The 26,456-nt window shown below is 60.8% G+C and carries 20 protein-coding genes; 12 read left to right on the top strand and 8 right to left on the bottom strand.

The features are described 5' to 3' along the window. Positions 1-88: 88 nt before the first annotated feature. The 3 genes from mnmL (at position 89) to ubiV (ending at position 3,288) form a co-directional block, all read left to right on the top strand. The gene (gene mnmL / locus BDD21_RS24330) at positions 89-1,063 is read left to right on the top strand and encodes a tRNA modification radical SAM protein MnmL/YtqA (RefSeq protein ID WP_120799372.1); all 975 of its coding nucleotides are present in this window, start codon (positions 89-91) and stop codon (positions 1,061-1,063) included. Between the two features lie 19 nt (positions 1,064-1,082). Then, positions 1,083-2,078: a ubiquinone anaerobic biosynthesis protein UbiU gene (gene ubiU / locus BDD21_RS24335; RefSeq protein ID WP_120799373.1), complete on the top strand. Its 996-nt coding sequence runs from the start codon at positions 1,083-1,085 to the stop codon at positions 2,076-2,078. A gap of 280 nt (positions 2,079-2,358) precedes the next feature. Then, positions 2,359-3,288, top strand: coding sequence for a ubiquinone anaerobic biosynthesis protein UbiV (ubiV, locus tag BDD21_RS24340; RefSeq protein ID WP_120799374.1), 930 nt, complete (start codon positions 2,359-2,361; stop codon positions 3,286-3,288). A gap of 194 nt (positions 3,289-3,482) precedes the next feature. Here ubiV and ubiT read toward each other — a convergent pair whose 3' ends face one another. Both ubiT and BDD21_RS24350 read right to left on the bottom strand, forming a co-directional pair. Further along, positions 3,483-3,947, bottom strand: coding sequence for a ubiquinone anaerobic biosynthesis accessory factor UbiT (ubiT, locus tag BDD21_RS24345; protein WP_120800114.1), 465 nt, complete (start codon positions 3,945-3,947; stop codon positions 3,483-3,485). Between the two features lie 99 nt (positions 3,948-4,046). After that, positions 4,047-4,706 (bottom strand): lytic transglycosylase domain-containing protein, encoded by a 660-nt coding sequence (locus BDD21_RS24350; RefSeq protein WP_245969793.1) that lies wholly within the window; start codon positions 4,704-4,706, stop codon positions 4,047-4,049. Between the two features lie 899 nt (positions 4,707-5,605). Here BDD21_RS24350 and BDD21_RS24355 point away from each other — a divergent pair. The 9 genes from BDD21_RS24355 (at position 5,606) to BDD21_RS29310 (ending at position 19,876) form a co-directional block, all read left to right on the top strand. Further along, on the top strand, positions 5,606-6,646 hold the full coding sequence (locus BDD21_RS24355) for a fibronectin type III domain-containing protein (protein WP_147431210.1): 1,041 nt from the start codon (positions 5,606-5,608) through the stop codon (positions 6,644-6,646). A gap of 375 nt (positions 6,647-7,021) precedes the next feature. After that, positions 7,022-9,181, top strand: a complete 2,160-nt coding sequence (locus BDD21_RS29305) for an OmpA family protein (RefSeq protein ID WP_425470285.1) — start codon at positions 7,022-7,024, stop codon at positions 9,179-9,181. Between the two features lie 82 nt (positions 9,182-9,263). Beyond that, on the top strand, positions 9,264-11,096 hold the full coding sequence (locus tag BDD21_RS24365) for an ABC transporter ATP-binding protein (protein WP_245969799.1): 1,833 nt from the start codon (positions 9,264-9,266) through the stop codon (positions 11,094-11,096). Between the two features lie 27 nt (positions 11,097-11,123). After that, entirely contained in the window at positions 11,124-12,392 is a 1,269-nt protein-coding gene (locus BDD21_RS28085; protein WP_170164884.1) for a glycosyltransferase family protein, read from the top strand. Further along, positions 12,389-13,435, top strand: a complete 1,047-nt coding sequence (locus tag BDD21_RS24370; RefSeq protein ID WP_170164885.1) for a polysaccharide deacetylase family protein — start codon at positions 12,389-12,391, stop codon at positions 13,433-13,435. Before BDD21_RS28085 ends, BDD21_RS24370 begins: the two co-directional genes overlap by 4 nt. Positions 13,436-13,456: 21 nt before the next feature. Further along, positions 13,457-14,419, top strand: a complete 963-nt coding sequence (locus BDD21_RS24375; protein ID WP_120799379.1) for a glycosyltransferase family 2 protein — start codon at positions 13,457-13,459, stop codon at positions 14,417-14,419. 25 nt (positions 14,420-14,444) lie between these two features. After that, a complete protein-coding gene (locus BDD21_RS24380) occupies positions 14,445-16,706 on the top strand; it encodes a glycosyltransferase (protein ID WP_120799380.1) in 2,262 nt (753 codons plus the stop codon). Positions 16,707-16,735: 29 nt separating this feature from the next. Next, positions 16,736-17,590, top strand: a complete 855-nt coding sequence (locus tag BDD21_RS24385) for a glycosyltransferase family 2 protein (RefSeq protein WP_120799381.1) — start codon at positions 16,736-16,738, stop codon at positions 17,588-17,590. Between the two features lie 1,590 nt (positions 17,591-19,180). Beyond that, positions 19,181-19,876, top strand: a complete 696-nt coding sequence (locus BDD21_RS29310; RefSeq protein WP_211335156.1) for an Lcl domain-containing protein — start codon at positions 19,181-19,183, stop codon at positions 19,874-19,876. 142 nt (positions 19,877-20,018) lie between these two features. On the opposite strand, the gene tnpC (BDD21_RS24395) is transcribed toward BDD21_RS29310, so the two are convergent. The 6 genes from tnpC (BDD21_RS24395) to BDD21_RS24420 form a co-directional block, all read right to left on the bottom strand. Further along, positions 20,019-21,404, bottom strand: coding sequence for an IS66 family transposase (gene tnpC / locus BDD21_RS24395; protein ID WP_170164887.1), 1,386 nt, complete (start codon positions 21,402-21,404; stop codon positions 20,019-20,021). 82 nt (positions 21,405-21,486) lie between these two features. After that, positions 21,487-23,052, bottom strand: coding sequence for an IS66 family transposase (gene tnpC / locus BDD21_RS24400; protein ID WP_245969801.1), 1,566 nt, complete (start codon positions 23,050-23,052; stop codon positions 21,487-21,489). A gap of 111 nt (positions 23,053-23,163) precedes the next feature. After that, positions 23,164-23,523: an IS66 family insertion sequence element accessory protein TnpB gene (gene tnpB / locus BDD21_RS24405; protein WP_120799385.1), complete on the bottom strand. Its 360-nt coding sequence runs from the start codon at positions 23,521-23,523 to the stop codon at positions 23,164-23,166. Further along, positions 23,520-23,879, bottom strand: coding sequence for an IS66 family insertion sequence element accessory protein TnpA (gene tnpA, locus BDD21_RS24410; protein ID WP_120799386.1), 360 nt, complete (start codon positions 23,877-23,879; stop codon positions 23,520-23,522). The genes tnpB and tnpA overlap by 4 nt, the downstream gene beginning before the upstream one ends. 462 nt (positions 23,880-24,341) lie before the next feature. After that, on the bottom strand, positions 24,342-25,067 hold the full coding sequence (locus BDD21_RS24415; RefSeq protein ID WP_170164888.1) for a class I SAM-dependent methyltransferase: 726 nt from the start codon (positions 25,065-25,067) through the stop codon (positions 24,342-24,344). A 14-nt stretch (positions 25,068-25,081) separates the two neighbouring features. Beyond that, positions 25,082-26,272 carry a hypothetical protein gene (locus tag BDD21_RS24420; protein ID WP_120799388.1) on the bottom strand — a complete coding sequence of 397 codons (1,191 nt, stop codon included), beginning with the start codon at positions 26,270-26,272 and terminating at the stop codon, positions 25,082-25,084. Between the last annotated feature and the right edge of the window lie 184 nt (positions 26,273-26,456).

The raw sequence follows: 26,456 nt of genomic DNA on the forward strand, positions 1-26,456 counted from the left end.
GCGGTTTAAGGGTCGTCGGAAACGCCGATTGACCTTCCATTGACTTGGGTCAAACGGCCGAAACTCGATCCCGGTTAGGTTTGCGCGGATGTCTGCCCCCCCGACCCAGCACCGCACCCTCAGCGCTCGCGTGAACACCTTCGGTCAGTACCTGCTGAGCCGTTATGGTCAGCGGGTGCACAAGCTCGCGCTGAACGCGGGCTTCACCTGCCCCAATCGCGACGGTCAAAAAGGGATCGGCGGCTGCACCTTCTGCAACAATGTCTCCTTCAGCCCCAACGCGACGGAACCGGCACCGATCGCCGAGCAGCTCGATGCCGGACGCGCGGTCATCGCCAAACGCACCGGGGCGCGCCGCTTCATGGCCTACTTTCAGGCCTATACCAACACCTACGACCCGATCGAGACGCTGCGCGAGCGCTACGACGCCGCACTCGTCCATCCGGACGTGATCGGGCTCTCGGTCGGCACACGTCCGGACTGCGTCCCGGAAGCCGTCTTGGACCTGCTCGCCCGCTATCGCGCACGCGGCAAGGAGATCTGGCTCGAGCTGGGCCTTCAGTCGGCGGACGACCGCACGCTCGAACGGGTCAATCGCGGGCACGACTTCGCGGACTTCCGAGCCGCGGTTGCGGCCGCACGCCGTCGCGGAATCCCGGTCTGTGCACACCTGATCGTCGGACTCCCGGGCGAGGGGCGCGAGGCGGCCTTGTCGAGCCTGGAGCGGGTGCTCGAGCCCGGCGTCGCGGGATTGAAGATCCATCCGCTGCATGTCGTGCGCCACACCCGTTTGGCGATCGACTGGCGACGCGGCGACTACACACCGCTCGCGCTCGACGACTACGTGAACATCTGCGCCGACATGGTCGAGCGCACGCCGCCCGAGGTGACCTTCCATCGCCTCACCGGCACCGCCTCGCGTGATGTCCTGCTCGCACCTGCGTGGTGCAACCGCAAATGGGCGGTCCTGAACGCCATCGAAGCGGAGCTGTACCGACGCGGCTCGCATCAAGGCGATCACGCCGCGCCCGCTTCCCATCAACAACTCGCAAGTACAGCCTGACCCTCGGAGACCACCCTGTATGGAGCTCGTCTGTCCTGCCGGCAATCTGCCGTCGCTCAAGGCCGCCGTCGACAACGGCGCCGATGCCGTTTATATCGGGTTTCGCGACGACACCAATGCCCGTCACTTCGCCGGCCTGAACTTCGGCGAAAAACAGATCCGCGAGGGTCTGAAGTACGCCCGCGACCGTAAGGTCAAGGTCTTCGTCGCCGTGAACACCTACGCCCAGCCGAGCGGCTGGTCGCGCTGGACCGCCGCGGTCGATCGGGCCGCGGACCTGGGTGTCGATGCCCTGATCCTCGCCGACATGGGCGTGCTCGACTATGCCGCCGAGCGTCATCCGAACCTCAATCTGCATCTCTCGGTGCAGGGCTCGGCGACCAATCCGGCCGCGATCGGCTTCATGCATCGCCATTTCGGGATCCGTCGCGTCGTGGTGCCGCGCGTGCTCTCGCTGGCCCAGGTCGCAAACCTGATCGAGAACGTCGAGGTCCCGGTCGAGATCTTCGGCTTCGGCAGCCTCTGCGTCATGGTGGAGGGGCGCTGCCTGCTGTCGTCCTACGCCAGCGGTCAGTCGCCCAACACCTTCGGCGCCTGCTCGCCGGCCGCGCATGTCGAATGGCGCGATACCCCGCAGGGCCAGGAGACCCGGCTCGGCGGCGTCCTCATCGAGCGGCGCGGCCACGGCGAGCCTGCCGGTTATCCGACGCTCTGCAAGGGACGCTTTACGGTCGAAGGCGAGATCCGTCACGCCATCGAGGAGCCGACCAGCCTGAACACGCTCGACATCCTGCCGGGCATCCTCGCAGCCGGCGTGAGCGCCATCAAGCTCGAAGGGCGTCAGCGCAGCACTCGCTATGTCTCGCAGGTCACCGGGGTGTGGCGCGAGGCGATCGATGCCTGCAAACGCAATCCGCAGGCGTTCCGCGCGAAAGAGAGCTGGCATCAAACCCTTGCTCAGGTCTCGGAAGGTGCGCAGACAACCATCGGCCCTTATCACCGGCCTTGGCACTAGTGCAGCACGGCCAATGTGTCAAGTACGTTCGTTGTCGTTATCGTTGTCGTAATCGACCATCGAAGAACGACCACGATTACGACAACGACAACGACAACGACAACGACAACGACAACGACAACGACAACGGAAATGATCTCGGATGGTCTCGGATCTCTGAACTGCTCCCCTAGACCGAGCCCGCGACCTGTAGGGGCGAATTGATTCGCCCATGAACGCCGGTCGATTCCTTGAACACACCTGAACCTTCGATGCGTTTTGATCCGGAACGACGATGACAATGGATTCCATGCAGAGCCAAACGCCACGCCCGCGCCTCTCACTCGGCCCGATCCTCTATCACTGGTCGCGCGAGCAGGTTCTCGACTTTTATGCCGAGATGCTCGAGACCCCGGTCGACGTCATCTATCTCGGAGAGACCATCTGCTCGAAGCGTCGCCTGCTGCGCCCGGAGGATTACTGGGAGCTGGCAGAGCGGATCGTTGCCGCCGGCAAAGAGGCGGTGATCTCGACACTGGCCCTGATCGAATCCGACGGCGAGCTCAAGACCCTCAAACGCATCTGTGCCGACGAGCGCTTTCTCGTCGAGGCCAACGATCTGGCCGCACTGGAGTTTCTCGAAGGGCGTCCGTTCGTGGCCGGTCACTCGATCAACCTCTACAACCAACGCACCCTATCCTTCCTTGTCGCCCGCGGCCTTAAACGCTGGGTCTTGCCGGTGGAACTCGGCCGCGAGACCGCCGCCGACCTGCTGGCCGCGCGCGCGGACGGGGTGGAATGCGAGCTGTTCGCCTTCGGGCGCCTGCCGCTCGCCTATTCGGCGCGCTGTTTCACCGCCTACAATCGCGATCTGCCCAAGGACGACTGCCGGTTCTGCTGCGCCGACTACCCGGATGGCCTGCTGGTCGCGACCCAGGACGGTGAGCCCTTCCTGGCGCTCAACGGGATCCAGACCCAATCGGCCGGCACCCACAATCTGCTCCCCTCACTGCAGGAGGTCACGCGCATGGGTGTGGATCTGCTGCGCATCAGCCCGCAGTCTCAACACACCGCGGGCATTATCGAGGTCTTCGCCGCCTGTCTGACCGGCGACATGGATCTCGCGTCCGGGATGTCGAAGCTTCGCGACTGGACCCCCTCGGGCCTTTGCGACGGGTATTGGACGGGGCAGGCCGGGATCGCGAACAGCCCGATGGAGCGACGGGTTTAGCCTCGTCGTTTCACTCGTTTTAATTCCGGCCATCGTGGCTCAGAGCGCCACGCGTGACACCGCGGAGCGGGTGTCACGAGTTCCTTGGGGTTTGGGGTGTGCCGAGCCGTGCGGGGTACAACCAACCGTCGGCGGACGTTGTGCTTCCCAACGTCAGCACAACCTACGCCTGTGAAAACGCCCGGCAGCAACCATTAACGTCCCGGAAAGCGCAACCCCGCCACACGATCAAGCGCTCGGGTGAGCGGCGCCCAGCGCTCCGGCGGCTCGAATGCATCCAAAAAGTTCTTCAGATAGAGCCCCAGTTCGGTATCCCCGGACATCCGCAAGCGGCGCTGAAAAAACAGTGTATCCGCGTCCTCGCGCCGCGCAGCCAACAACATGAACTCGCGCAAACCGCCGGCAACGCTCGCGTCCGGCGGCTGATCCTTGCCGTATCCGCGAATATGGCCGCCGCTCACACCCAGGCAGTAGCGGACCCCGATATCGTCGATCTCGATACCGACCCGACGGCCGTCCAGAAAATCCAGCTCGCCTTCAGCGAGGGATTCCTTCATGACCTGGTTCAACACGGTCGCCAGCGTTTGGCTGTGCAGAACACTTGGGATCAGGCGCAGGGGTAAGGTCAGGGGAAATAGCAAACGTTGAGCAGCGGGCATGGCGGGTTCTCGTACCAAGAGGATTGTCATGAGGTAGCCGGTCATTATCCTAGCCGCGGCTGCATTCTCCGAATGATCTGCATCAACAGCCGTCACGGCTCACCTGGACTCACGCGCAAACCGCATTCGATTCCGCTCCAGCACACCTTGAGCCACCGCGGGACTGGCTGCGCGCGCGGCGGACTCCGCTTCGGAACGACGTGACAGGGCCGGGGATAAGCGCGAGCTAAGCCGGGTCAAAGGTGCGCGCTCTTGAGAGTCGATCAACGAGACCGCCTCTGTATTGACATCAGCCGAGCGCCCGCCGCTAGCGACAGCCGCATTGGCCATTGCCGGCGTCACGGCCATTCCGACCAACTGCTTCGCCTGCGCTGTGTAGGGCTGGACGCCCTTCTTTCGAAGATAGGCGACAAGAACGGCATGGGTATACCGCTGCGTCTCCGGATAGGTTACGAATCCTGCGCTTCGCTCCAAGGCCCCCTCGCCGGCGTTGTAGGCCATGACTGCGGGGCCGATGCTGCCGTAACGTTCGAGTAACCGCTTCAAATGCCGCATCCCGGTATCGAGGTTGGTTGGCGGATCAAAGAGCGCTTCGACCGAAAAGACGCCGTAGTCGGCGGCCGTAGCCGGCATCACCTGCATGAGACCAACCGCCCCGGCGGGGGACACGGCATGGGCGTCGTATGCCGACTCGGCCCGGATCAACGCATGAACAAGATCGAGATCCAGGCCATGGCGGCCTGCCATCCGCTCGACCATCGCCAGGATTTCCGTGCGCGAAGGGGGAGCACCGCCCGGCGGTTTCGGCAGACCGTTTTCCACAGTTTCAACACTCAGTTCGGCAACCGAGCCTCGCGCTAGACCCGCGAGGGCCGAGGCAGACGCCTCGGCATCGGCCCCTAACGGCGCTGGCCCGACTCCGCCACCTCCGCTTCCGACAGGTTCCGGCTCAAGTGCAAGCGCTGGCCCCACCATCACAGCGAACGCAATAATCTTGCATCCTAGCCCTATTGATCGACGAGCCCTCATTCGTTATACCTCCGTGAAATTGATCCTGGACCGAGCGTAACAGGTTCCGAACCCCGACGTTAATTCAAGCCCACCACCATCACTCAGCAACCAAGGGTTTACCCGAAAGCAAAGCTTCTGTAGACTTTAACCTGAGATTGAGCTGGAGACCATTGAGCTGGAGACCTGATACTTCTGATCACTACGGCATACGAATCAATACTGAGCTTTACAATCCGCAATCTTCGCGGATAAAGCAATCCGACAGACTGGCCCGAAGCACGGCACTCAATCATCACACGAGTGCTCTCATCAGATTTTTCGTCCATTCGCAAGTCCTGATCCTGGCCGGGTCGCCATCTAACAGCAGGGAAACACCTGCGGCGGAACTGTTGCCGAGGATTGCGGCTGCGCCTCCTGAACCGCTCACGATGAGCGCGCGAACTAATGACCGAAATCGCGAAGCGGAAGCGCGAGCCGTATTGGGGAAGTACATGATTGTTTGGCGACGAACCAGCACTCCGACGCATTTGTCCGAGTCCACGAAACGCGATAGCCGACAGCGATTACGCTCAGCCCTCACTCTCACTCTCACGCTCACTCTCACCCTTTGTCTTTGGGCACCTCCAACAAGTTTCGCGTCTTCAAGCGTGACCCTTGAATGGACGCCGGTGCGAGACGACCCGCGTATCGTCGGCTACGAGGTCCACTTCGGAACCTCCAGCGGCCGCTACCAATGGCGCAGGGACGCAACCTCCAATGGTGCATCGACCAATCGCCTGACGCTGGACGCCCCGGACACCGGGACAACCTACTACTTCGTGGTGCGCTCGCGAAATGCAGATCGGTCCTTAGTCAGCGCCTTTTCCACGGAGGTCAGCATCTCCGGAGGCGGACAGACCGTCGAATCAATCGTTGAGTCAGGCGAGGCGATGGTCGGCGACGCCTGGCAATGGGTCAGTTTTAACCAGCGCTTCTCGGATCCCATTGTTGTTTCGACCACAAGCAGCGAAGACGGCAGGGATCCGTCCGTGATCCGAATCGACGGTGTCGAGCCGAGCGGTTTCTGGATCCGACTCCAAGCTTGGGACTATCTTCCGCGACCGGCGCAACCGGAGCGCGTAGGTTACATCGTAGTCGAGCGCGGACGCCACCGATTGCCAGGAGGCGCCCAAGTCGAGGCAGGCCGGATTGTGACCGACGTCACAGGCACCCAACGGATGACATCGTTTACGTCAGACTTCACGACGCCCCCCGTCGTCGCGGCATCAGTCTCCAGTTATCGCGATCACATGGCAGTGACGACCAGGACGGCTGACGTTTCCCGCAGCGGCTTCAAGATCGGGATGACCGAGCAAGAGTCGAGCACTCGAAAGCACGGCGCCGAGACCATCGATTACGTCGCCTGGGAGCCCTCCTCGGGCGAAGTCGGCGGGGCTCGTTACGTCGTGAATCGAACCGGCAACGTGCTCACGGATCGACCCTATCGGATCACTTACCGAGGACACTTCTCGGAACCCCCGGTGCTGATCGCGGACATGCAAACCTTCAACGGTCCCGATCCTTCGACCTTGCGTTGGAGATACAAGACCTCGAGCGAAGTCGAGCTTCGCGTCGTCGAAGAGCAGTCGCTGGACGCCGAGACCCGACACACGCTCGAAGTGGGCGGCTACATCATGATCGAGCGCTGAACGGCATGCCGCGCCCGGCCCGAGTGGCCTGAACTCGGGCACCGACATGGTCGAGCGCGAGAGACACTTCCGGGATCCACAATCGATGCACGCCAGACCGCCTCGCGTTTTGCTAAACTGGTGACGGTGCGGCGCGCCTGCAGACCCGCAGCGCGCGCCGCAATATGGAAGCCGTTCGAATCCAGTTGGAGCCCGAGGATGTACGAAGCCTTTTTCGACCTTCACGAGAAGCCGTTCTCGCTTCTCCCGGATCCCGGTTTTCTATTTCTAAGCCATAAGCACCAAGAGGCGCTCACTCTCCTCGAATACGGCTTGCTGAACCAAGCCGGCTTTATTGTCCTTACCGGCGAGATTGGATCCGGTAAGACCACACTGATGCGCTATTTGCTGGATCGGCTGGACACGGACGTCACCGTAGGGCTCATCTCCAACACCCATCAATCGCTCGGCGACCTGATCCATTGGATATGTTTGGCATTTGACATTCGTGTTTCCGGCGGCACCAAGCTCGACCTGCACCAGGCATTCGTCGACTTTCTTATTGATCGCTATGCAAACGGCAAGCGCGTTCTTCTCATCGTCGACGAGGCTCAAAACCTCGGCGTCGAGAAACTTGAGGAGCTTCGCCTTCTTTCCAACATCAACTCAGGCAAAGACCTCATTCTCCAGCTCATGCTCTTGGGCCAACCGCAGCTGCGAGACCTTCTGAGGCATTCCGACCTCGAGCAGTTCGTCCAACGCATCTCCGCCTCCTACCATTTAGGCCGACTTGACGCTGAAGAGACAAAAAACTACATCCAGCATCGCATCTTTATCGCTGGCGGTAGATATCCCATCTTCAGCAATGATGCGTGTCACGCCGTTCAGCACTACAGCGGCGGCATCCCCCGCATCATCAACCTGATTTGCGATACCGCCTTGGTCTACGCTTACGGCGCAGGCGAAAAAAAGATCACCGGAACCGCGATCGATGAATTCATCGCGTCCCATGCCAATCACCTTTTGATACCGATCGACCGGGATGCGTCTGAACACCCGGTACCCCGCCAACGGCTCGATGACCCGGATGAGGACGCAAACGAGGAAGACATCGATGCGGGCAGGAAGTCTGCTGTCCTAGCGGATGCGGGAACGACGGCGCAAGGAGGCGAGATCAACCCGGTTTCGGTATCGCAGACTCCGGCTTCCGCCGATGTGGAAGCCGCAAGGCATTCGCCAATGCAGACCGACGCGCTATCGAGGCTTTCGAGCACCGAACAGCCTGATCGACCCCTGCCGACGCCACTTCACCCAAGGGCTTCGGCTAACGAGGAGTTACTCCCCTCGACCGCGAGCGCCCTGCAGATCCCCGACGTTCCTGCGCCGACGATGCAAACGGGGATCGCCGGAGCACATGGAGCCGGTTCGAGTAAGCCGTATCCGGCAGAGACATCGGCAGCAAAATCACCTGGCGGATCGCCCAATCGGCTATTCATCGTAGGCGAGCCGCCGCCCTCATCACTGGACAAAAAACGCAGTCGATGGCCCGGAGTCCTAGCCGCAACGGCAATCCTGCTCTCCATCGTCGCTGCTGCGGTCTGGTTCGGGGGCTCCAGCGTGAGCGAGCAAGTGCGAACCACAATAATCGAATGGCTTGAACCGACCCAACAGCCGCCGGATGAGGCAAAGGTCACCACCGCACCGACGACAGATCAGGCGGATCCCCTGACGGGAAGCCCGGTCAGCCCGGCGTCCGACACACCGGCGGTGCCGGCAGCCCGGCCGGAGCAACCCTCGGAGCCCGCATCCAGCGTCGAGCGCCCGCCTGGTTCGATCGACGACTCGCCGGATCGTCTAGAAGGTGAGGCGCGCTCCGCTGGCAGCGATAGTCCGGCCAAAGACGCAGAGAATGCTTTGCCCGAGGCGGAGCTGCCGGGCGAAGCGGTACCCGCATCGGCGGCACCGATCGCAAATGACCAACCGGTCAACCAGTCGAGTGATTTCGAGGGCACCACAACCCGACCCGCAGTTCCGGCCACCTACCCGCTTCCGGATCAGGCGTTGGACGCCGCACCGGAATCGACCGCAGCCGACACACTTCAGCCCGGCGAAAACGAGAACGAACAGTTCGCGTCGCTAGAACGCCGATTCGAGCAACTCTCATTCGAAACCGAGCGGAACGGCGATCGTTTGATTGCGAATCTCGGGCGATCGGTCCAGTTCGCGGACGGAAGCTCCGAGCTCGACGCCGCAGCAAGGCGGAACCTAAGGCAGGTCGCGGATGCGCTCAAAGATGCCGGTGGAATTCAGATCAGGGTCGTCGGCCATACCGACAGCTCCGGGACCGAATCCGTGAATCAGTGGTTGTCGGGCAGACGCGCCGGTGTGGTCGCCGGATACCTGGCCGACCAAGGCATACCGGACGAGCGTCTCGACCACGAGGGGCGTGGACACGCCGAGCCTAAGATCGATGCGGATCAGGAACGGATTCAAGGACCCTGGGTGAATCGCCGAATCGAGCTCGAGGTCTCCGCAGCACCCCTCGACGCCGAATAGGCAATGCAGGGTCGCAATACGCGCGTTTCTGACAGCATCCTACGCCCGGGCAAAGGTCTGGGCTGCGGTCGAGCAACGAACGATGAGTGAGCCGCAAAACATGCTTCGACTGCTTCGAGACATCAACCGAGTCCTCTCGCCTGCACAAGTCCGGCAGGTGCTCGGTATCCAGGCTCTTGTCCTTCTGATGGCCTTTGTGGAGATCGCAAGTGTCGTCGCCATCGCCCCATTTATGAGCGTCGTAGCCGATATGTCCCGCTTGGAGGGCGAAGGGATGCTCGCGCGGCTATACGAGCTTACCGGCTTCCAAACACCGAACCAGTTTCTCCTGTACCTCGGCATCGCGATCCTTCTGATCCTTGTCGTGAGCAGTCTCATCTCTATGTACGGTACCTGGACGATATCCAAGTACTCCCACAAACTCGGCGCGGAGCTCAGTACCCAGCTTTTCTCCTATTATCTGAATCGTCCTTGGCTCTACCACGCCTCCGTCCCGAGCAGCGTCCTCATCCACAAGCTCGCCGGGGAGTTACCGCGCTTTACCGGCAATGTCGTCTCCTCCTTACTGTATACCAACGCTGCGGCGGTATTCGCCGTGTTGATGGTCGGCGGTCTTGTGATCTACGACGCGGTTATCGCCCTTGTGGGTGTTGCCGTCTTCGGGGGCTGCTATTGGCTTCTGTTCTATTGGGTTCGCGCGCGCCTCAAGCGCGGCGGCATTGAGCTCAGTCGAACGAATCAATTCCGTTACAAGCTGATTACGGAGGCGCTCGGCGGAGTCAAGGAGCTGATGCTGCTGGGTCGCCAACAGACGTTTGTCGACGCTTTTCGTGAATCCAGCCATTCGCTCGCGCGAGTGCAGGTTCAGAACGCCACCTTGAGTGATGCGCCGAAGTATGCCATCGAGCTGGCCGCCTTCGGCTCTTTGATCGCGCTGGTTCTTTACCTCTTGTCGGCGAAGGACGGAGACATGGGCCGGGTCTTGCCGACCCTCGCCGTATATGCCTTCGCAGCCTACAAGCTGTTGCCTGCCTTCCAGCAGATCTATCGGGGTCTCGCGACGCTCCAAGGAGGACTGCCGGCCTTTCGTTCCATCGAAGAGGATCTGCGCCGTTGCCTCGCAGACAAAGCAGTCCGCGCAGCCCCCACCGACAAACCGGTTTCATCCGATGAACGCCTGACGGCTCAATCCGAGATCCTTTTCGAGCAGGTCAGCTTTCGTTATCCGAACAAAACGACATTTGCGCTCGATTGTGTCGATTTGCGTATACCTGCAAGGAAGGTGGTCGGACTCGTTGGACCGTCCGGCTCCGGCAAATCAACCACCGTAGACTTGTTGCTTGGCCTCGTCTCCCCGAACGCGGGACAGATCAAAATCGACGGACAAGCGCTACAGGCATCGAATTTGCCTGCTTGGCAGCGCGGCCTCGGTTTCGTCCCGCAACGCATCTTTCTTGCCGACTCGAGCATTCGCGAGAATATCGCCTTCGGCGTGCCGGCCGAGCGGATCGACGATCAGCGGGTGCGAAACGCCGCGCGAATGGCCCATCTCGACGAGCTGCTCGCCTCCTTGCCACTCGGGTTGGAGACTCAGGTCGGAGAGCGGGGCGTCCAATTGAGCGGAGGCCAAAGCCAGCGTGTCGGTATTGCCCGCGCGCTCTACCACGACGCTGATTTGCTTGTCTTAGACGAAGCGACGGCCGCACTCGACGGCATCACCGAGCAGCTCATCATGGACGCGATCCACGATTTCTCCGGAACCAAGACGATCGTCATCATTGCTCATCGGCTGACGACAGTGCAGGATTGCGACATTATCTATTTCATGCAAGACGGGCGCATCGTCGACCAGGGTCGCTTCGAAGAGCTAGCATTCCGAAACGAGATCTTCAGAAAGATGGCACTAATCGACTAGGCAATCGGGAACACCGAACCGGATATTATGCGCAACCTGATCAGACGGATCTGTGCACGTCTTCAAAGGCATGTCTTGCCTCATGAAACCGCATTCATCTCGTTTCGTCCGCCCGGTCCGCAGCAAGGTCGTGTACTGCTAGCCCACATCGTTCAAGCATTTATTCGCGGAACGCCAGACTCCCTGCGCACGAGCCACAACCACTTCGCCGAAGCCGTCGCGATCGTCGACGCATTGCTGGAGCTCGGTTACGCCGTCGACGTCATCAGCTATCGGAATACAACCTTTCACCCGCACATCCGCTACGACCTCTTCATCTCCTCACGCGTCAATTTCGAGCTCATCGCCAAGCGTCTTCCGCGCGAGACCATCAAGATCGTTCATCTCGACACCGCGCATTGGCTGCACAACAACGCGGCGGCGTTGAACCGCTGCCTCGAGGTGCGCCGTGAACGCCACGTAGCACTCGCCAGCTACAAGCTGTTGGAGCCGACTTGGGCGATAGATTCTGCGGACTATGCCACCCTGCTCGGTAATGAGGTGACCTACGAAACCTACCGATTTGGCAATACACCGGTCTTCCAGTTGCCCAACCCGGCCGTTCGCCTTTATCCATGCCCGATAAACAAGGATCTAGGGAGAGTCCGTCATCATTTTATTTGGCTGGGAAGCCGGGGGTTTATCCAGAAAGGCCTGGATCTGGTTCTCGCCGCTTTCGCGAGGATGCCCGAATATCGACTCACGGTCTGCGGACCGATCAGCCAGGAGCCCGACTTTGCGAAGGCATTTCACAAAGAGCTTTACGAAACACCGAACATCAGGACGCACGGTTGGATCGATGTCGGCGGGCACGAGTTTCAGCAGCTCGCAAACGAATGTATCGGACTGATTTACCCCTCCTGCGCAGAGGGTGCGGCCGGCGCCGTGGTCACCTGCATGCAGGCCGGACTGATTCCCATCATCAGTCGCGAATCCGGCATTGACATCGACGAGAGCTTAGGTCTCATGCTCGGGTCGTTTATGCACGGGTCGGTCACGGTCGAATCTTTGATGGAAGCGACACGTCGGATCGCCGGCCAACCCGCCGACGCCTTGAAAGACATGGCGGTCGAGTCATGGAGGATTGCGCGATCAACCTACTCCCCGGAAAACTACAAGGCTGTCTTTACGTCTATCATTCGGCAAATTGTCGCCGAGCATCCGGTCTCGACCGCCTCCGGCTTCGTCAGCATGCCCACACCGCATGGATCCGCGACGAGTTCTTCCCTACTGAAAACGGACAGTACTGGAACATGAGCACCGCACTGCGTAAGGCACGCTCCTGGGCTCGACGAGTCAGGGATCGCATCGCCCCCAAGGCACTGGTCCTCATGTATCACCGCATCGCCGAGAGTGACTCGGACCCGTGGGGCCTCTGTGTTTCACCGCAGCATTTCGCAGAACAACTCGACGTCCTGTCCAGTCATGGGCCTGTCCTGAACTTGACCCAACTGGCGACAGCGGTCCAATCCGGACGTGTGCCCCGCAACGCCGTGGCCGTGACCTTCGACGACGGATACATCGACAACCTGGAGCAGGCCGCTCCGCTGCTCGAGCGATACGGCATACCCGCAACCATCTTCGTCGCCACCGGATACATCGGCAGCTCACGCGAGTATTGGTGGGACGACATCGAACGTCTCCTTCTCCAGCCCGGCACACTGCCGGATAGGCTCGATCTCGACCTCGGGGAGTTCAAGAGGAGTTGGGAGCTCGGGGAGGCCAGAACGCTCACTCCCGAGCAGGTGGCATCCAGTCGGGCATGGAGGATTCCGGAGCCGTATCCGACACCGCGCCACGCCTTCTTCCACGATATCTGGGGATGCCTTTATCGGAGTCCGCAGGAGAGCCGCACCACCGCCCTCCGCAACTTGGCAGCTTGGGCGGGAACAACCAAGCAGGCGAGGCCCGGCGTCCGCCCGATGACGGCCGAGGAGCTCGGAAGACTCGATGCAGGCGGCGTGGTCGAGCTCGGTGCCCATTCCGTCACACATCCTTCCCTGCCGATTTGCACGCCGGAGACGCAGCGACTCGAGATTTTTCAGAGTCGCGATCGCCTCGCCGAGATCACCGGGCATCGCATCGGAAGCTTTGCATATCCACACGGCGACTTCGATTCCCAAACCGCCGGCCTAGTCCGGGAGGCCGGATTTCTGGGGGCGTGCAGCACGCGCCGCGACCTCGTCACCAATCGCAGCGACCCCTTCCGCCTGCCCCGCGCCGGCGTCCTGGATTGGAACGGCGAGATCTTCGCCCGACACCTTGCCGAACTCCGGCGCGGTAAACCCGCCCGTCACTGAGTCGAGACCGAGAGGCCCGCCATGGACACACGCCCGCTGGTGAGCTGCATCATCATCTTTCTCGACGCCGAGCGGTTTCTGCGCGAGGCGATCGACAGTATCCTCGCGCAGACATACGACACCTGGGAGCTCCTCCTTGTGGATGACGGCTCCTCCGACGGCTCGACGGCGATCGCGCGGGAAGTCGCATCCAAGCACCCGGACCGAATCCGCTATCTCGAGCACCCCGACCACGTCAATCGCGGCATGAGTGCTTCGCGAAATCTCGGGGCTCGAGCCTCTCGCGGCGACTATCTAGCCTTCCTGGATGCCGACGATGTCTGGGTTCCCGAAAAGCTCACAGAGCAGGTCCCATTGCTAGAGGCACATCCGCGGGCCGCAATGCTCTATGGGCGCAGCCTCATTTGGTATAGCTGGACTGAAAACCCGGACGTGTCGGCGGATCATGTCTACGACTTAGGCGTCGAACCCGATCGCCTGATCGAGCCGCCACGCCTGGTGTTCCTCATGCTCGAGAACCGCGTCCAAACACCGACCACCTGCAATGCGCTGATTCGTCGGCAAGTCTATGAAGAGGTCGGAGGCTTCCAGGAAGCCTTTCGTGGCATGTTCGAGGACCAAGCATTCTTCATCAAACTCTGTCTTTCGCACCCAGTCTATGTCGCCGACGCATGCTGGGCCTGGTATCGCCAGCATGAGGAAAGTTGCTGCGCCGTCGCCGAACGAAGCGGCGTTTCCAGAGCGCTCCGACTGCCGCTCCTCGACTGGGCAGACGGCTATTTCGCATCGGAAGGCATTCGGGACCCTTGGCTCCGGCTTGCACTGCTCCGCGAACTCGTGCCCTATCGCTACCCTTGGATTGCGCAGTTACGCAAAGGCCCACGTCATTGGATCCGGGGCGCACGCAAACGAATGCGCGTCGCTTTTAATCGGTTGACGCATCCTCGATCCCCAGAAGAGCCACCGACCCGAGGCGCGGAATGAGTGAGGGATCAACCCAGAGGATACGATGAAGCTACTCGTCGATCACGGCGCCTATGATAATCTCGGCGACCTGGGCATGCTCGAGGCCGCTTTACACCAGCTTCGCGCGTATGGCACGGAGATCCAGCTCTTCGTCAAGGACTGTCCGCTCGATGACAGGATCTGGAACCTGCCCGGCATCGAGCGAGTCGACTATCACTTGCCGCCACCCTACAAAATTCCACGTCGCGGCGGAGGCATCCGTGCACGTCTCCTCCGCGCCCTCTCCCCCAAGAATCGACGCCTGCTTTATCTGTTCCTGCTCGCTCAAGGTCTGACCGACCCGGAGCAAGCACGCGTGGATGTCGATGGAACGCGGATGGCGGCGATCGATTGGGTTGCCCGATTCGATGCGCTCTTCGTCGCCGGGGGCGGCGATCTCAACGATGTCTTCGACAACGAGATCTGGCAACGAGCCTGCCTTATTCATAGCTTTTCCGCCCTCGGCAAACCCATCGTCCTCAGCGGGCAGCAGATCGGTCCGATCCGGCACCGGGCGAGTCGGCAAGCACTGGCGCGCGCCCTGCGCAAGGTCCGCCTGATCGGGATTCGCGAGCCGACCGAATCGGTGCGCATTTGTCGCATGGCACAGTTGGATCCGGGACGTTATCCGGTCGTAGGCGACGACACCTTTGGGCTTCCGGACGCCGAGTCGAATGAGGTCCGCGCCCTCCTCGACGCACAGGGTATCGAGTCGGGACGCTTCATCGCCGTCAACATCCGCGTCAGCCTCTACTCTCCGGTCGCCGAGCAATCGCTCCGCACGCTCGCCAGCCAGGCGAGCGCGCTCGGCAGACACTACGCAATGCCCGTCCTCGTTGTCCCCATCGCTCTCGATCCGGGCGACAGCGACCTCGCCAGCGGGCAAAGACTCGCCGAGTACGCTCCGAAAGGGGGCATTCAGATCCTCCACGACGTCTCGTGGACTCCCTCTCTCGCGAAGGCCCTCCTCGGACAGGCTTTCGGCGCGCTCGGCGTCTCCTATCATTTCTGCACCTTCGCGCTTCAGCACGGCGTGCCCGCTATCGCGCTCTACGACGGTGACTACTACCGCCAAAAGGCACTGGGGCTTGCCGCCTACTGGGATGACCAACGACTCGCCTGGCCTTTATCGCAGCCGAGACAGATCCAGGACATGGTCGCCATTTTCGACGACGTCGCACTGCGCGCCAGGTTGGCCACCCAAGCCGGCCAAGACGCCGCAAGATGGCAGCGCTTTTTTACCGACCGCGTCCCCGTCGCCCTGGGGATCGCGAGGAGGAGTTCGACGGAGACCAGGGAACGCCTTGGCGTCAACGGGATCGCGAGGCGCGCCCGAGTGTCCGTCATCACGCCCTTCTTCAACGCAGCGCCATTCATCGCGGAAACAATCGAAAGCGTGCTCGCCCAATCCTATTGTGATTGGGAGCTTCTTTTGATCGATGACGGCTCGGACGACGGCAGCACTCAAATCGCCAAGGCTTACGCAGAGCAACATCCGGAACAGATCCGTTACCTGGCTCACCCGAATCATGCCAATCGGGGTCAGGGGGCATCGCGGAACCTCGGCCTCGCCGCAGCGACAGGCGACTTCGTTGCCTTCATCGACGCCGACGACGTCTTCCTTCCGCATAAGCTGGCGACGCAGCTCGCTGTCCTGGAAGGTCATCCAGAAGCCGACATGGTTTTCGGGAATACCCTATATTGGCATAGCTGGACCGGAAAGCCGGAAAATACCGAGAAAGATCACCTACCCACCTTTCGAATCCAAACCGATACACTCGTTCGCCCGCCGACGCTCGTCCCGATCCTCCTCGGCGGTGCGGGGGCCGTTCCATGCATCTGCAGCTTCGTGGCCAAGCGTTCACTCATGGACCGTATCGGCGGCTTCGACCACGCCATCGGACGCCTCTACGAGGACCAGGTATTGCTGGCGAAATTGTTCTGCATCGGAACGGTCTGGGTCCAGTCTGGCTATCTCGAGCGCTATCGGCAGCGCGAGGACTCCTGCTGGCACCGATCCATGTACAGCGGCGAAGACAAGAAATCACGCATCGCCTTCCTGCGGTGGCTCGACCATTACCTCGCAACCTCGACAAAGACCGACCCGAGGATCCGTCGGTTGACGCGCGAGCGTTTCCTAACACTACAAAGGCCGCGGTATGCTGCATTGCGACGACGCCTTCTACGGCTTGCGGCCCCGTTAAACCGCATCTTCCCGACGACCCGAACGCGCATCTCGGAAAACGGCACACAGCGTCCGGAGTAGCCGCCGTCTTGAAACATGATAGGTGACGGATGAATAGAAAGCCGGGACTCGTAAGCGTGGTTATCCCCTTCTACAACCACGGCCGTTTTCTGATGGAGGCGATCGACAGCATCTTGGCCCAAACCTATCGGGACTTCGAGGTCATTGTCGTCGACGACGGGTCCGACGACCCGCAAAGCCTCGCCGTGCTCGAGGCCATCCGGATACCGCAGGTCAGTATCCATCGCAAGAGCAACGGCCACCTAGCTTCAGCACGCAACTACGGGATTCAACGCAGTCGCGGCGAGCTCATCCTGACCCTTGACGCCGACGATCGCTTCCATTCCACCTTTCTCGAAAAGGCAGTGCCTATCCTCGAGAACAATCCGGACGTCGGCGTTGTCACCTGTCACGTCATTCGGTTCGGCTCCAAAACCGGACTCGACGGCCATATTTGGCGACCGAAGGGCGGGACCGTCAGCGATTTTCTGATCGAGAATAACTGCTGCGGGAATGCCCTCTTCCGCTATCGATGTTGGGAGGATGCCGGCGGTTACGACGAGGAACTACGTGGCTTCGAAGACTGGGATTTCTGGATCGGCGTAACCGAGCATGGCTGGCGAATCCACGCCATCCCCGAGGTCCTCTTCGACTATCGCGATACACCCGGCTCGCTACTGAAAACAGCGAAGCGGCATCGCCCTGACCTTATGAAAAAGATCGTCGAGAATCACCTGGAAACCTATCGTAGTCGGGTTGCTGATGTCATCTTTCGGATGGAGCTGGGGCGCGACGCCGTCATCACCGAGCAAGCCAGCCGGATCGCAATGCGCTCCCTACCCTGCCGAATCGGAAACGCACTCTTGGCCCCCGTCAAATGGGCGCGCCGTCGACCATGGTCTTAAGATGATTTCCGGAAATGGGCTAACGCCGTGTAAGTGCGAATTTATTCGCACGCTCAGCCCTTCAGGTCGCCCAGGCATTCGCAGTCGGGATGCTTATTCCCGGAAATCTCCTAAGGCGATTACCGGGAACGTCGATACCCGTACGCTGGGCTGATCATCGAAAGCCCAACTTCCGCCGATGGCAGGCTGGCTAAAAATACATAATAACGACGACTTGGCTTGCGTGATACTACCGATGGTCCCGCAACATAGTTTGATGTCGTCCGTACAGAAGCGTCCTCCAAATTCACTCCATCGGACCGAACAGAAACCGGCGCATCCAGAGCATACAAAAAAGAGCCGTAGAAGCATAAAAGACGATCGAAACCGGAAACAAAATATCTCCAAAAGAGCTGTTCGCATAAATAGCTGCGACTATTGTTGCCGATGCGTGACTCAGAGCCAACGCCGCGAAGAGTGAGCATTTGACGTGCAGAAAACCAAAATCATCGGCGAAGTCGAGGGTACCGGAAGAAACGGAACGAGAGCAAAAGGAGAAGAATGTCTAACGTCAGGATCTTCGTCGGCTCGTTTCCACAGAAAAGATCGACGGCCGGAACGTCGCATTCAAAGGATACCGAATCCCGGCATCCGTATAAAACCTGTAGCAGTTGCTTCATCCGAAGGGCTTGCCGATCTTCGAAGCGCACAGGACCCTCTTCGACTCTTGTACCGCGCCTGCTGTGCTTGTGGATGCTCTCAGATCGCGTGTGAAGAAGAGACGGACTCTCATGCCGGACACCGCTTTCTGATCTGCCACCTCGACGGTTGTAAGGTGAACAATCATCTCCGAGATCCCTGACCACGGCAAACAGGCGACACGTTTAGAACGCTTCCAGAGTGAGATGCTCATTTTCGAGTGAGTTCGACGTTCGGTGCATCCAAAACCCTTATCGTAATTGCGGCTTCAAATAATATATTTTTCCACACCTTAAACCGCGCCAACTTTAGCGGTCATGCCTGCCGGAGCCGATCCCATCCCAAAACGCCGCATAACGCGCTGGGCGCGATCCAGTTCGGCTCTTAGTGCCATGTACCCGGGGACGCCCCGAGAACAGCGCCCCGGCTGACCTCGCATTTTCCACCGGCCTGCGAAGAGGAAATGCCGCGCCGAGCGGTTCTCATCCGGCTTAGTCAATGCGAAGCCGTTATTTCGATCTCGTACGGGCGTGAGCATACGCGAAGCCGAGCATCATCGGCGCCTAACCTAGCTCAAACGGAATATTTCTCGGTATGCAAAATGTGCGCGAGATTGGAATCAAGAGACTTGAATAATACCCAAATTTTCGATAGCCTCGATCCTCGTAACGACTGCAGCGGACCGTACACGTCCGAATGGGTGCCGGCTTCAACCTAGTCGCGGCTAGGAGGCGGCGCACTTAGTGACCTGAGCAACAACCCTGCATAACTATGGCATCGACAGCGACAAGGAGTTTCTCATTGAATACTAAGTTCAGATCTTATCGGGCCTCGGCCACAATCGCCACTAGCATTATCTTCGCAATCGCCTTCGGTTCGGCCGACGCGGCTCTCAGAAGCTGCGGGTCCGGCATGATCTACGACGAGGAGTTCGACCTGACTTGGCTCCAAGATGCCAACTATGCTCAAACGTCGGGATACGACTCCGACGGCTTGATGACCTGGGGCGAGGCTGCAGCGTGGGCCGATCAGCTGGAGTTTGCTGGCTTCAGCGACTGGCGGCTACCGTCGGCGACAAACAGAGACGCTAGCGTCATTTGTCCGAATAAAAGTTACAGCTGTAATCAAAGCGAAATGGGGCACCTATGGTACGCGCTCGGAGGCCCAAACCTCCAAAACGTGCCCGCTACTTGCACCCCACGTCAAACTTGCGACGATGCTTCCGGGATGTATATCAACTTGAGTGACGAGTTGAATGTTTTTTTTATAAACATGCAGAACGATAACTATTGGTTAGGTACAGAGTTCGATGAGAACCGGGCGTATGGATTCAACACGGGAAGATTCTTTGATCAACCGCCGCAGGAGTCGTTTGGCGGCCGTCAAGGCTATGGTCTTAAGACGAGTCAATTTTTGAGCTACGCTTGGGCGGTTCGCGACGGGGATAGTTGTCCGCCGCCCCCGACATCTACTCCAATTCCAACCATCGGTCCCGCGATGGGGATAATCATAGGAGTCGCCTTGGCGGGGTTGGCGAGGAGAGAGCTTCGTAGCAGAGTTCGACCGTCCAAGGTAAGTGATTCAGAAACAAAGCATACAGATGCTTGACGCCTTAAGCCGGTTGTGAGATTGCATAGCGCGCCCAACCCCGCGCCGGCATCAAAGCGAGCAGTTGCGCCGACGCGCTTTGCCCATCCAATCTGTTCAGGTTGATCTTGAATCGTTGTAACTGTTCAGGTAGCCAACTGCCTTACGGCAGGCGGGGCATTGGAGGCTGACCCCGGAAGGTCATCACCAGGGCGGGATAGAGATCGATCGACTGCTTGCGCAGGGTGGACAGATAGGAGCGTACCGTGGCGAAGGCCGCGGCACCTTCGGGCGCGCGGAAACAGCCCGAGACCTTCTGCTTGAGCTTGGGCATGCGCAGGTCGCGTTCGGCTTGGTTATTGTCGAAGGGGACGCGCAGGTCCGTGACAAACCGCATGACCTCGTCGCGGTGGGTGCGCAGGCGCGCGACCAGGTTGTAGGCCGGCGTCTGTTTGACCCGTCGTCGACTGCCCGGTGGCGGCAGGCGCTGGGGATGAAAGAAGGCCCCCTCGGCGAGGATGGTGTCGTAACGGGTGAAGACGTCGGCGACCACCCCATCGGGAAGGGCGTCGAGCCCGGCCGCGCGGGCGGCGATGGTGGCGTCGTTGGCCTCGCACAGCAGGGTGATCAGCCGCTTGGGCCAGGACAGCACGGGGTCGGCTTCGGCCAGGGCGATAAGCTCGCGCAGGTGATGGGCATTGCAGAAGGCATGCTGTGCCGGGGTGCTCAAGTACGCCCGCCAGTGGTCGTGGACCAGGATGCCGCGAAAGCCGTCGAGCAGGCCGATGCCGGTCAACGCCGCGGCGCCGCGCTTGGCGTGCACGGCGTAAAACGTCAGCACCGAGGTGCTCAGCACATGCAGCCACTGCAGGGCGCCGGCGACGCGCATCCCCGTTTCATCGGCATGGGCCACGGCGCTGCGCACGATGGATTGACCGATCGCCGCCACGGGTGCCGCCAGGCGCGCCGCCGCTTTGCGACCCATGCTGACCAAAGTGGCCGGGGAGAGCGTGATGCCCGCCAAGACACCGATCAGCTCGGCGCTGCGCCGATAGGGCAGGTTTTGGTAGTCGGTCAAATACACCGCCAAGACCGACAGCCCGGGGCCGTATTGCACCGGGGCGCCGACCGCGTCCGGGAAGACACTGCGATGCACCTGGCCGCAGGCACACACGCCGGTCGCGGTGCGATACTCGGTGACCTCGCGGTGCACCACCAGATCGATGACCTGACGGCGCTCGGGCAAGACCTCGACAGCCACCTCGGCGCAGTCGCGCCCGCAGCTGCACAGCCCCTCCAGGGGCACAACGATGCGGTGCTCGGGATCCTCGACCAGCGCTCGGGTGGCGCCGGGATGATCCTTCTGACCACCGGGCTTCTTGCCGCTGCGCACGCGGCGCGAGCGCGGCGGCGGTTTCTTGAACGGCGGATCCGAGGATGGGGGCTTGCTGGAGTTGTGGCTATCCTTGCCCAAGCGCGCTTCCAGCTCGCGGATACGTTGGAGCAGCTCGGCGATCTGTTTCGCCTGCTCGGCGTTCTGCGCGCGCAACCGGACCAGTTCGACATCTTTGCTGTCGGTAAGCGTCCGGCGAACTACCGGATTGACCCTTCCCTTTTGAGGTCGTCCATTTTCAGGTTGTAGGCAGCAGCGCCGCGACCGCCTCCGGGGACTTGGCACCGGGCAGGTGCTCGAAGAGGTGATTGAGGTAGGCCCAAGGCTCCAGGCCATTGGCCTTGGCGGTTTCGATCAGGCTGTAGAGCAGCGCGCTGGTTTCGGCACCCTTCGGACTGCCGGCGAAGAGCCAGTTTTTTCGTCCGAGCACAAAGGGCCGGATGGCGTTCTCGGCGGTGTTGTTGTCGATGTCCAGGTGTCCGTCCTCGAGGAAGGTGATGAGGATCGGCCATTGGCCGAGGGCATAGCCGATGGCTTCGCCGAGCAAACTCTTGGGAAGGACGCGGGTGGCGGTGCGATCCAGCCACCGGCGGATGCGCATGAGGATCGGGCGGCTGTACTCGGCACGCCCGCGCAGCCGGGTCTCGGGATCGGCGTCGCGAACGCGCCGCTCCACCGCATAGAGCTCGCCGATCAGGGCCACCATCTGCTGCGCGGCACCGGCGTTGCGTCCGTTGGCGGCATCGACGAACTTGCGCCGCACGTGCGCCCAACATCCGGCGTGGCCGATGATCCCGGGCGCACCGGCGAGGACACCATAGGCGCTGTAGCCGTCGGATTGCAGATAAAAGGGCAGCGGCGGCGGATCGACGTCGGCGGGGAACAGCACCCGACGGGGAACCTCCGCCGCTCGGCTCGGGGCATACTCGAACCAGCGCACCGGTTGCTCCGGCGGCCCGCCGCAGAACACCCACATGTAGGAGTCTTGGGTGTTCTCGCGACCGGGCTCGCGCAGGACCTGCACCGGCGTCTCGTCCACATGCACCACCGCTCCCCGGCGCAGCAGATCCTGCAGTGCCGCGGCGACGGGTTGCAGCGGGGCCTGCAGTTGGATGAGCAAGCCCGCCATGGTCTGGCGCCCGAGCGCGATGCCCTCGCGTGCGAAGATCTTCTCCTGACGATACAGCGGCAGGGCATCGACGAACTTGGCCGTCACGATGGAGGCCAGCAGCGAGCTGTGGGCGATGGATTTGGGGATGATCTGCGCCGGACGCGGGGCGATCTTCACCCCCGCCTCGGCGCCCGGCACGTCCTCGTCACGGGCGACATACTTGGCGCGCTTGTATTGGATGACGTAGGTCTGACGGGGGATGACCGCCAGTTGCTCGGAGCTGTCGTAGCCGATCAAGACCCAGTCCTCGCCCATGGCGGCTTTCTCCGCCTCGGGCAGATCCAGGAGACGCTCGACCCGCGGCAGATGACTCGGTAGGGGCCGGCGCACCGGCTTGCCCTTGGGCGGCGCGACGGTGTCTGCGGCGGTGGTCGCCGGCGCCGGGGTGTCGGCCGGTAGCTCGGCTTCCAGCTCGGCGATCAGCGCCTCGAGCTCGGTCTCGTCAAACAGCCCGAGCTGACTGTCGGGAATGCGATCGGCACTGCGGCCGAAGCGCTTGCGTCGCAGCAGCTCGATGGTTTCGAGCAACTGATCAATGCGCCGGGTCTGCTGCTGCAGGGTATTGGATTGCTGTTCCAACCGCAGCGACTGTTCGGCCCGCTCGCGCTCGGATTGCGCCAGTTGATCGCTCAACCGGCCAATGATCCCGTGGAGCATCTCGGGGTCATTCGGAAGCGTTTGAAGCGGGCCGTCCATGGCGTGAATGATACCGGAATACCGACCTTGATTCGAGCGTGATCGCGTTTAAAGCAGATCGAATTCAGCCCGCCGATGGGCTTTGACACGGCGCGGATCGAGCCCTTCGAGCAACCAGCCCAATTCGCGGATCGAGAGGATCACCGGTGCGACGCTCTGCGGCGCCGGCCACCAGAACCGCTCGCGCTCCAAACGCCGATACCACAGCCAAAAGCCGTTGTTGTGCCAATAGAGAATCTTGAGCTTGTCGCGGCCCCGATTACAGAATACGAACAGATGATCCGAGAACGGGTCGGCCTGAAGCACATCGACCACCAAGGCCGCAAGACCGTCGATCTGTTTGCGCATGTCCGTGGCCCCTGCAGCCAGATACACCTGCGTCCGTGCGCCGAAGCCGAAGCCGATCATGCCGCCGTACGCTGCGCGAGCACATCCACCACCCGCGCGAGTGTTGCGCCATCGAATCCGGGCGGGACCTCCAGGCGCACGCCGCCACCGAAGACCACGGTCAGCACCCGATCACTGCGCGGCGGCTCGAGGGCTTGGCTGAACGCCACCGGCAGCAAGCGTACCGGCGCCTCGGCGCGGGATCGCGCCCGCCCGCCGCCGGCTTGGTGCTCCCGGCCGAAGACGGCCCGCCACCGCGATAGACTCCCGGTCGAAATACCGTAGCGTTCGCAGTACTGCGCCTGCGTCAGACCACTGCCCGGCCAGCCCCCGACCAACTCCCGCCACTGCTCGCGACTGCGCCGCTTCTCTGCCATGCTCTTCCCCTCGGTGCGTGGAACATGGCGGCATCTTGCAGATCGCGCAGTGCGCGGGATAGATGTAGTTCGCTGGACGCTTACTGCTGTCGAGCCTGTCGGTTGTCGATGGCGGCTGAGGCATGTTGCTAACTTACCGCCCCAGGGGATTGTTTGGCAAGCGACCTGAACAGTTACCAGGAACCTAAAAGGCCGACCAGGTGGGTGAACCGTCGAACCAACGAGACGAGCTTCGGATTTTTGATCGAAGCGACCCTACAAAAGACCCGCACTGCAATCGCTGTACACCCTGACGGGCCGCAATTTTGGTGCTGTAAAAAACAACACCAACTGTGCACGCAGAGATGCTTTGCGGTTTTTTCCTAGCAAGCATTCCTGATTAAGTCTCTTCTCACAGTTCCCGGAAATGCGCCAATGCGAGTTCGACGGGGACATCTTGTCAGTGTTTCTCAAGCATTGATCTCAACTCGACTGCTTACGAGCAGCCACGGCAACGATTAAAGAATATTCCGGATCATTCACCTCAAAGTATTCGGACTCAAGATCTCGAACAGCCAAGCCGTAAAGGTATGCTGCGGCCGTCAAAACGTTCCCATGACTTTCCACGGACAACATCGACGGCTGAAACGTCCGCTCCAAGAGATACCGAATCCCGGCATCCGTGTAGAACCGATACCAAGTACAGTCATCCGGATGCATGCCGACCTTCGAGATGCACGGCACCGTCAACAGTAAAGCTCCGCCGGGCTTGAGGATCCGATAAACCTGTCGAATAGCAGCATTGTCGTCGTCGATCAGGTGCAGGGTCTGTGTCAAGATCACGCAATCGAACACCTCATCCGGAATCGTCGATAGACTTCTCAGATCGTCCCGAATAGTCGCCGAGGGATTCGCCGGATTGATGTCGAGTACGTCCGAGCGAGTAACCCGATCGCCCCCGAAACGAAGCGTGTAGTTGTTGTTCAGCACCTCCAGCACCCGCCCGGTGATGGAAGCCTGCTGCGTCTCGATGAAATCCTCGATGTAGCGACGATCGACCGCTAACCCTCGGCTGAAACCGTAACGACGACAAAAAGGCTCCGTGCGCCGAAGGTCGCCGAGATCCACGCGTCTATGCGGACGCTTGAGCAACCGCCGGAGGCGTCCTTTCACTCGATCCACCAGCACTGAGACCGACACTTCCCGCATGATCCTTGCTCCTTTCAACTGTTTCCGGACGATCTGAAAAGCCGACGCCATAAACCCTCTCTCATTTGCTTCAAATGTCGTGCCGCCCGCCCGATACGAGCCTCCCGACGGCTCCGCCGAAGCGCCGCCCCGAGAGGCGACGCAAGATCACCGCGATTCAAGTTAACCGCCCGAGCGATCGTGGATTCGCACTCCTGGATCTCCCCTATCGGGATGATGAGCTCAGATACCCTTTGATAATCCAATGACTCAGGAAAGGTCGTAGAGTGCGATAAAGTGCCTGCGAGCTCCAACCCGATCATAGTCATAACGCAGTTGTGACAGCGGCAACAATTGCGAGAGCTATCCGGATGCTCCCAGCAGACGCGCAGCCCTGATTTGGAGCCGGGCCAATCGGCGATCCGCAGTATCTTGTCGACTCGCGGGAGACAGCCATCGTGGTGAATCTCCATCGTCTCCGTCGACATCAGAGGATCCGTGATCGGATGAGAACCCCATGGTTCCAGGTCCGAATAGGGCGACGAGGCGGGGATATAGAACCTCGTCAACATAGCCTCGAGCATCAAAGCCACACTCCCCAAGGCCGACCCGTGCGTCCAAATCCAAGGCAGACGATCGACGAACTGCCGAACGTTGGTCTGCACCTCGATCAGCTCGACACCCAAGGGCAGCAGGGACGCGCGAAACCGTCCCGCCCACGCGTCGTAGATCTCCGGAGCGGCGAGCGGGATATCGAAGCCGTGGACGAAAAGCACATGGGTGATCCGATAGGCCGCGTCCGTCTCGGCCAACCCCGAATGGTCCAAAAGAGTCAAGGTGGAATCCACGCCCCCTGAAAATGCCGCGGCAACCGCCGGAGGACCGACAATCGCCGGAGGAGCGATGATGTCCCGCGGGATGAACCCAACGGGACGCAATGCCGCGGGAAACCAAGAACTGAAGACAGACTGGTAGATTTCCAGATTTCTCAACAGCCGCCCCGACACCGCGCCCTCGACATGGATATCCTCCCCCAGACTCATCGCCTGAAGAAGCAGGGCGACCAAAAAGCCGTCCGCACGCAGACTTAAGCGGTCTTCCAGCTCTCGAGGGAGCTCATACCAAAGCTGTTCGGGCCATGAAATGCCCTGTGCCTGACAACTGACCGAAGCGGTAATCCGAACCCGACCATTATGGAATATGATCTCGACCGGGTGAATGATCATAATGACAAACGCCCCTCCAAAAGCGCGACAACTCCGACGACCTCGCCGGACATCCCTTTCCGGACAGAAACGCGATCCCTCGCGCGAACGCAGTAGGCGGCCAGCCCCCGGCCATGTCGTACAACCCCGCCCCCGACACAGGTCCCGGCGGCTTCGCCATGCCTCAGCTCGGCGCCACAAGCAT

This window comes from Thiocapsa rosea (assembly GCF_003634315.1).
Taxonomy (GTDB): domain Bacteria; phylum Pseudomonadota; class Gammaproteobacteria; order Chromatiales; family Chromatiaceae; genus Thiocapsa; species Thiocapsa rosea.

What these genes read in the sequence shown, in the direction of transcription:
- ubiU (WP_120799373.1), top strand. Translation starts at nt 1,083, where the DNA reads ATGGAGCTCGTCTGTCCTGCCGGCAATCTGCCGTCGCTCAAGGCCGCC.
- ubiV (WP_120799374.1), top strand. Translation starts at nt 2,359, where the DNA reads ATGGATTCCATGCAGAGCCAAACGCCACGCCCGCGCCTCTCACTCGGC.
- tnpA (WP_120799386.1), bottom strand. Translation starts at nt 23,879, where the DNA reads ATGGCAGAGAAGCGGCGCAGTCGCGAGCAGTGGCGGGAGTTGGTCGGG.
- BDD21_RS29305 (WP_425470285.1), top strand. Translation starts at nt 7,022, where the DNA reads ATGCGCTATTTGCTGGATCGGCTGGACACGGACGTCACCGTAGGGCTC.
- BDD21_RS24350 (WP_245969793.1), bottom strand. Translation starts at nt 4,706, where the DNA reads ATGGTCGAGCGGATGGCAGGCCGCCATGGCCTGGATCTCGATCTTGTT.
- mnmL (WP_120799372.1), top strand. Translation starts at nt 89, where the DNA reads ATGTCTGCCCCCCCGACCCAGCACCGCACCCTCAGCGCTCGCGTGAAC.
- tnpB (WP_120799385.1), bottom strand. Translation starts at nt 23,523, where the DNA reads ATGATCGGCTTCGGCTTCGGCGCACGGACGCAGGTGTATCTGGCTGCA.
- BDD21_RS24370 (WP_170164885.1), top strand. Translation starts at nt 12,389, where the DNA reads ATGAGCACCGCACTGCGTAAGGCACGCTCCTGGGCTCGACGAGTCAGG.
- BDD21_RS24380 (WP_120799380.1), top strand. Translation starts at nt 14,445, where the DNA reads ATGAAGCTACTCGTCGATCACGGCGCCTATGATAATCTCGGCGACCTG.
- ubiT (WP_120800114.1), bottom strand. Translation starts at nt 3,947, where the DNA reads ATGCCCGCTGCTCAACGTTTGCTATTTCCCCTGACCTTACCCCTGCGC.
- BDD21_RS24365 (WP_245969799.1), top strand. Translation starts at nt 9,264, where the DNA reads ATGAGTGAGCCGCAAAACATGCTTCGACTGCTTCGAGACATCAACCGA.
- BDD21_RS24415 (WP_170164888.1), bottom strand. Translation starts at nt 25,067, where the DNA reads ATGCGGGAAGTGTCGGTCTCAGTGCTGGTGGATCGAGTGAAAGGACGC.
- BDD21_RS24420 (WP_120799388.1), bottom strand. Translation starts at nt 26,272, where the DNA reads ATGATCATTCACCCGGTCGAGATCATATTCCATAATGGTCGGGTTCGG.
- BDD21_RS24375 (WP_120799379.1), top strand. Translation starts at nt 13,457, where the DNA reads ATGGACACACGCCCGCTGGTGAGCTGCATCATCATCTTTCTCGACGCC.
- BDD21_RS28085 (WP_170164884.1), top strand. Translation starts at nt 11,124, where the DNA reads ATGCGCAACCTGATCAGACGGATCTGTGCACGTCTTCAAAGGCATGTC.
- BDD21_RS24385 (WP_120799381.1), top strand. Translation starts at nt 16,736, where the DNA reads ATGAATAGAAAGCCGGGACTCGTAAGCGTGGTTATCCCCTTCTACAAC.
- BDD21_RS29310 (WP_211335156.1), top strand. Translation starts at nt 19,181, where the DNA reads ATGATCTACGACGAGGAGTTCGACCTGACTTGGCTCCAAGATGCCAAC.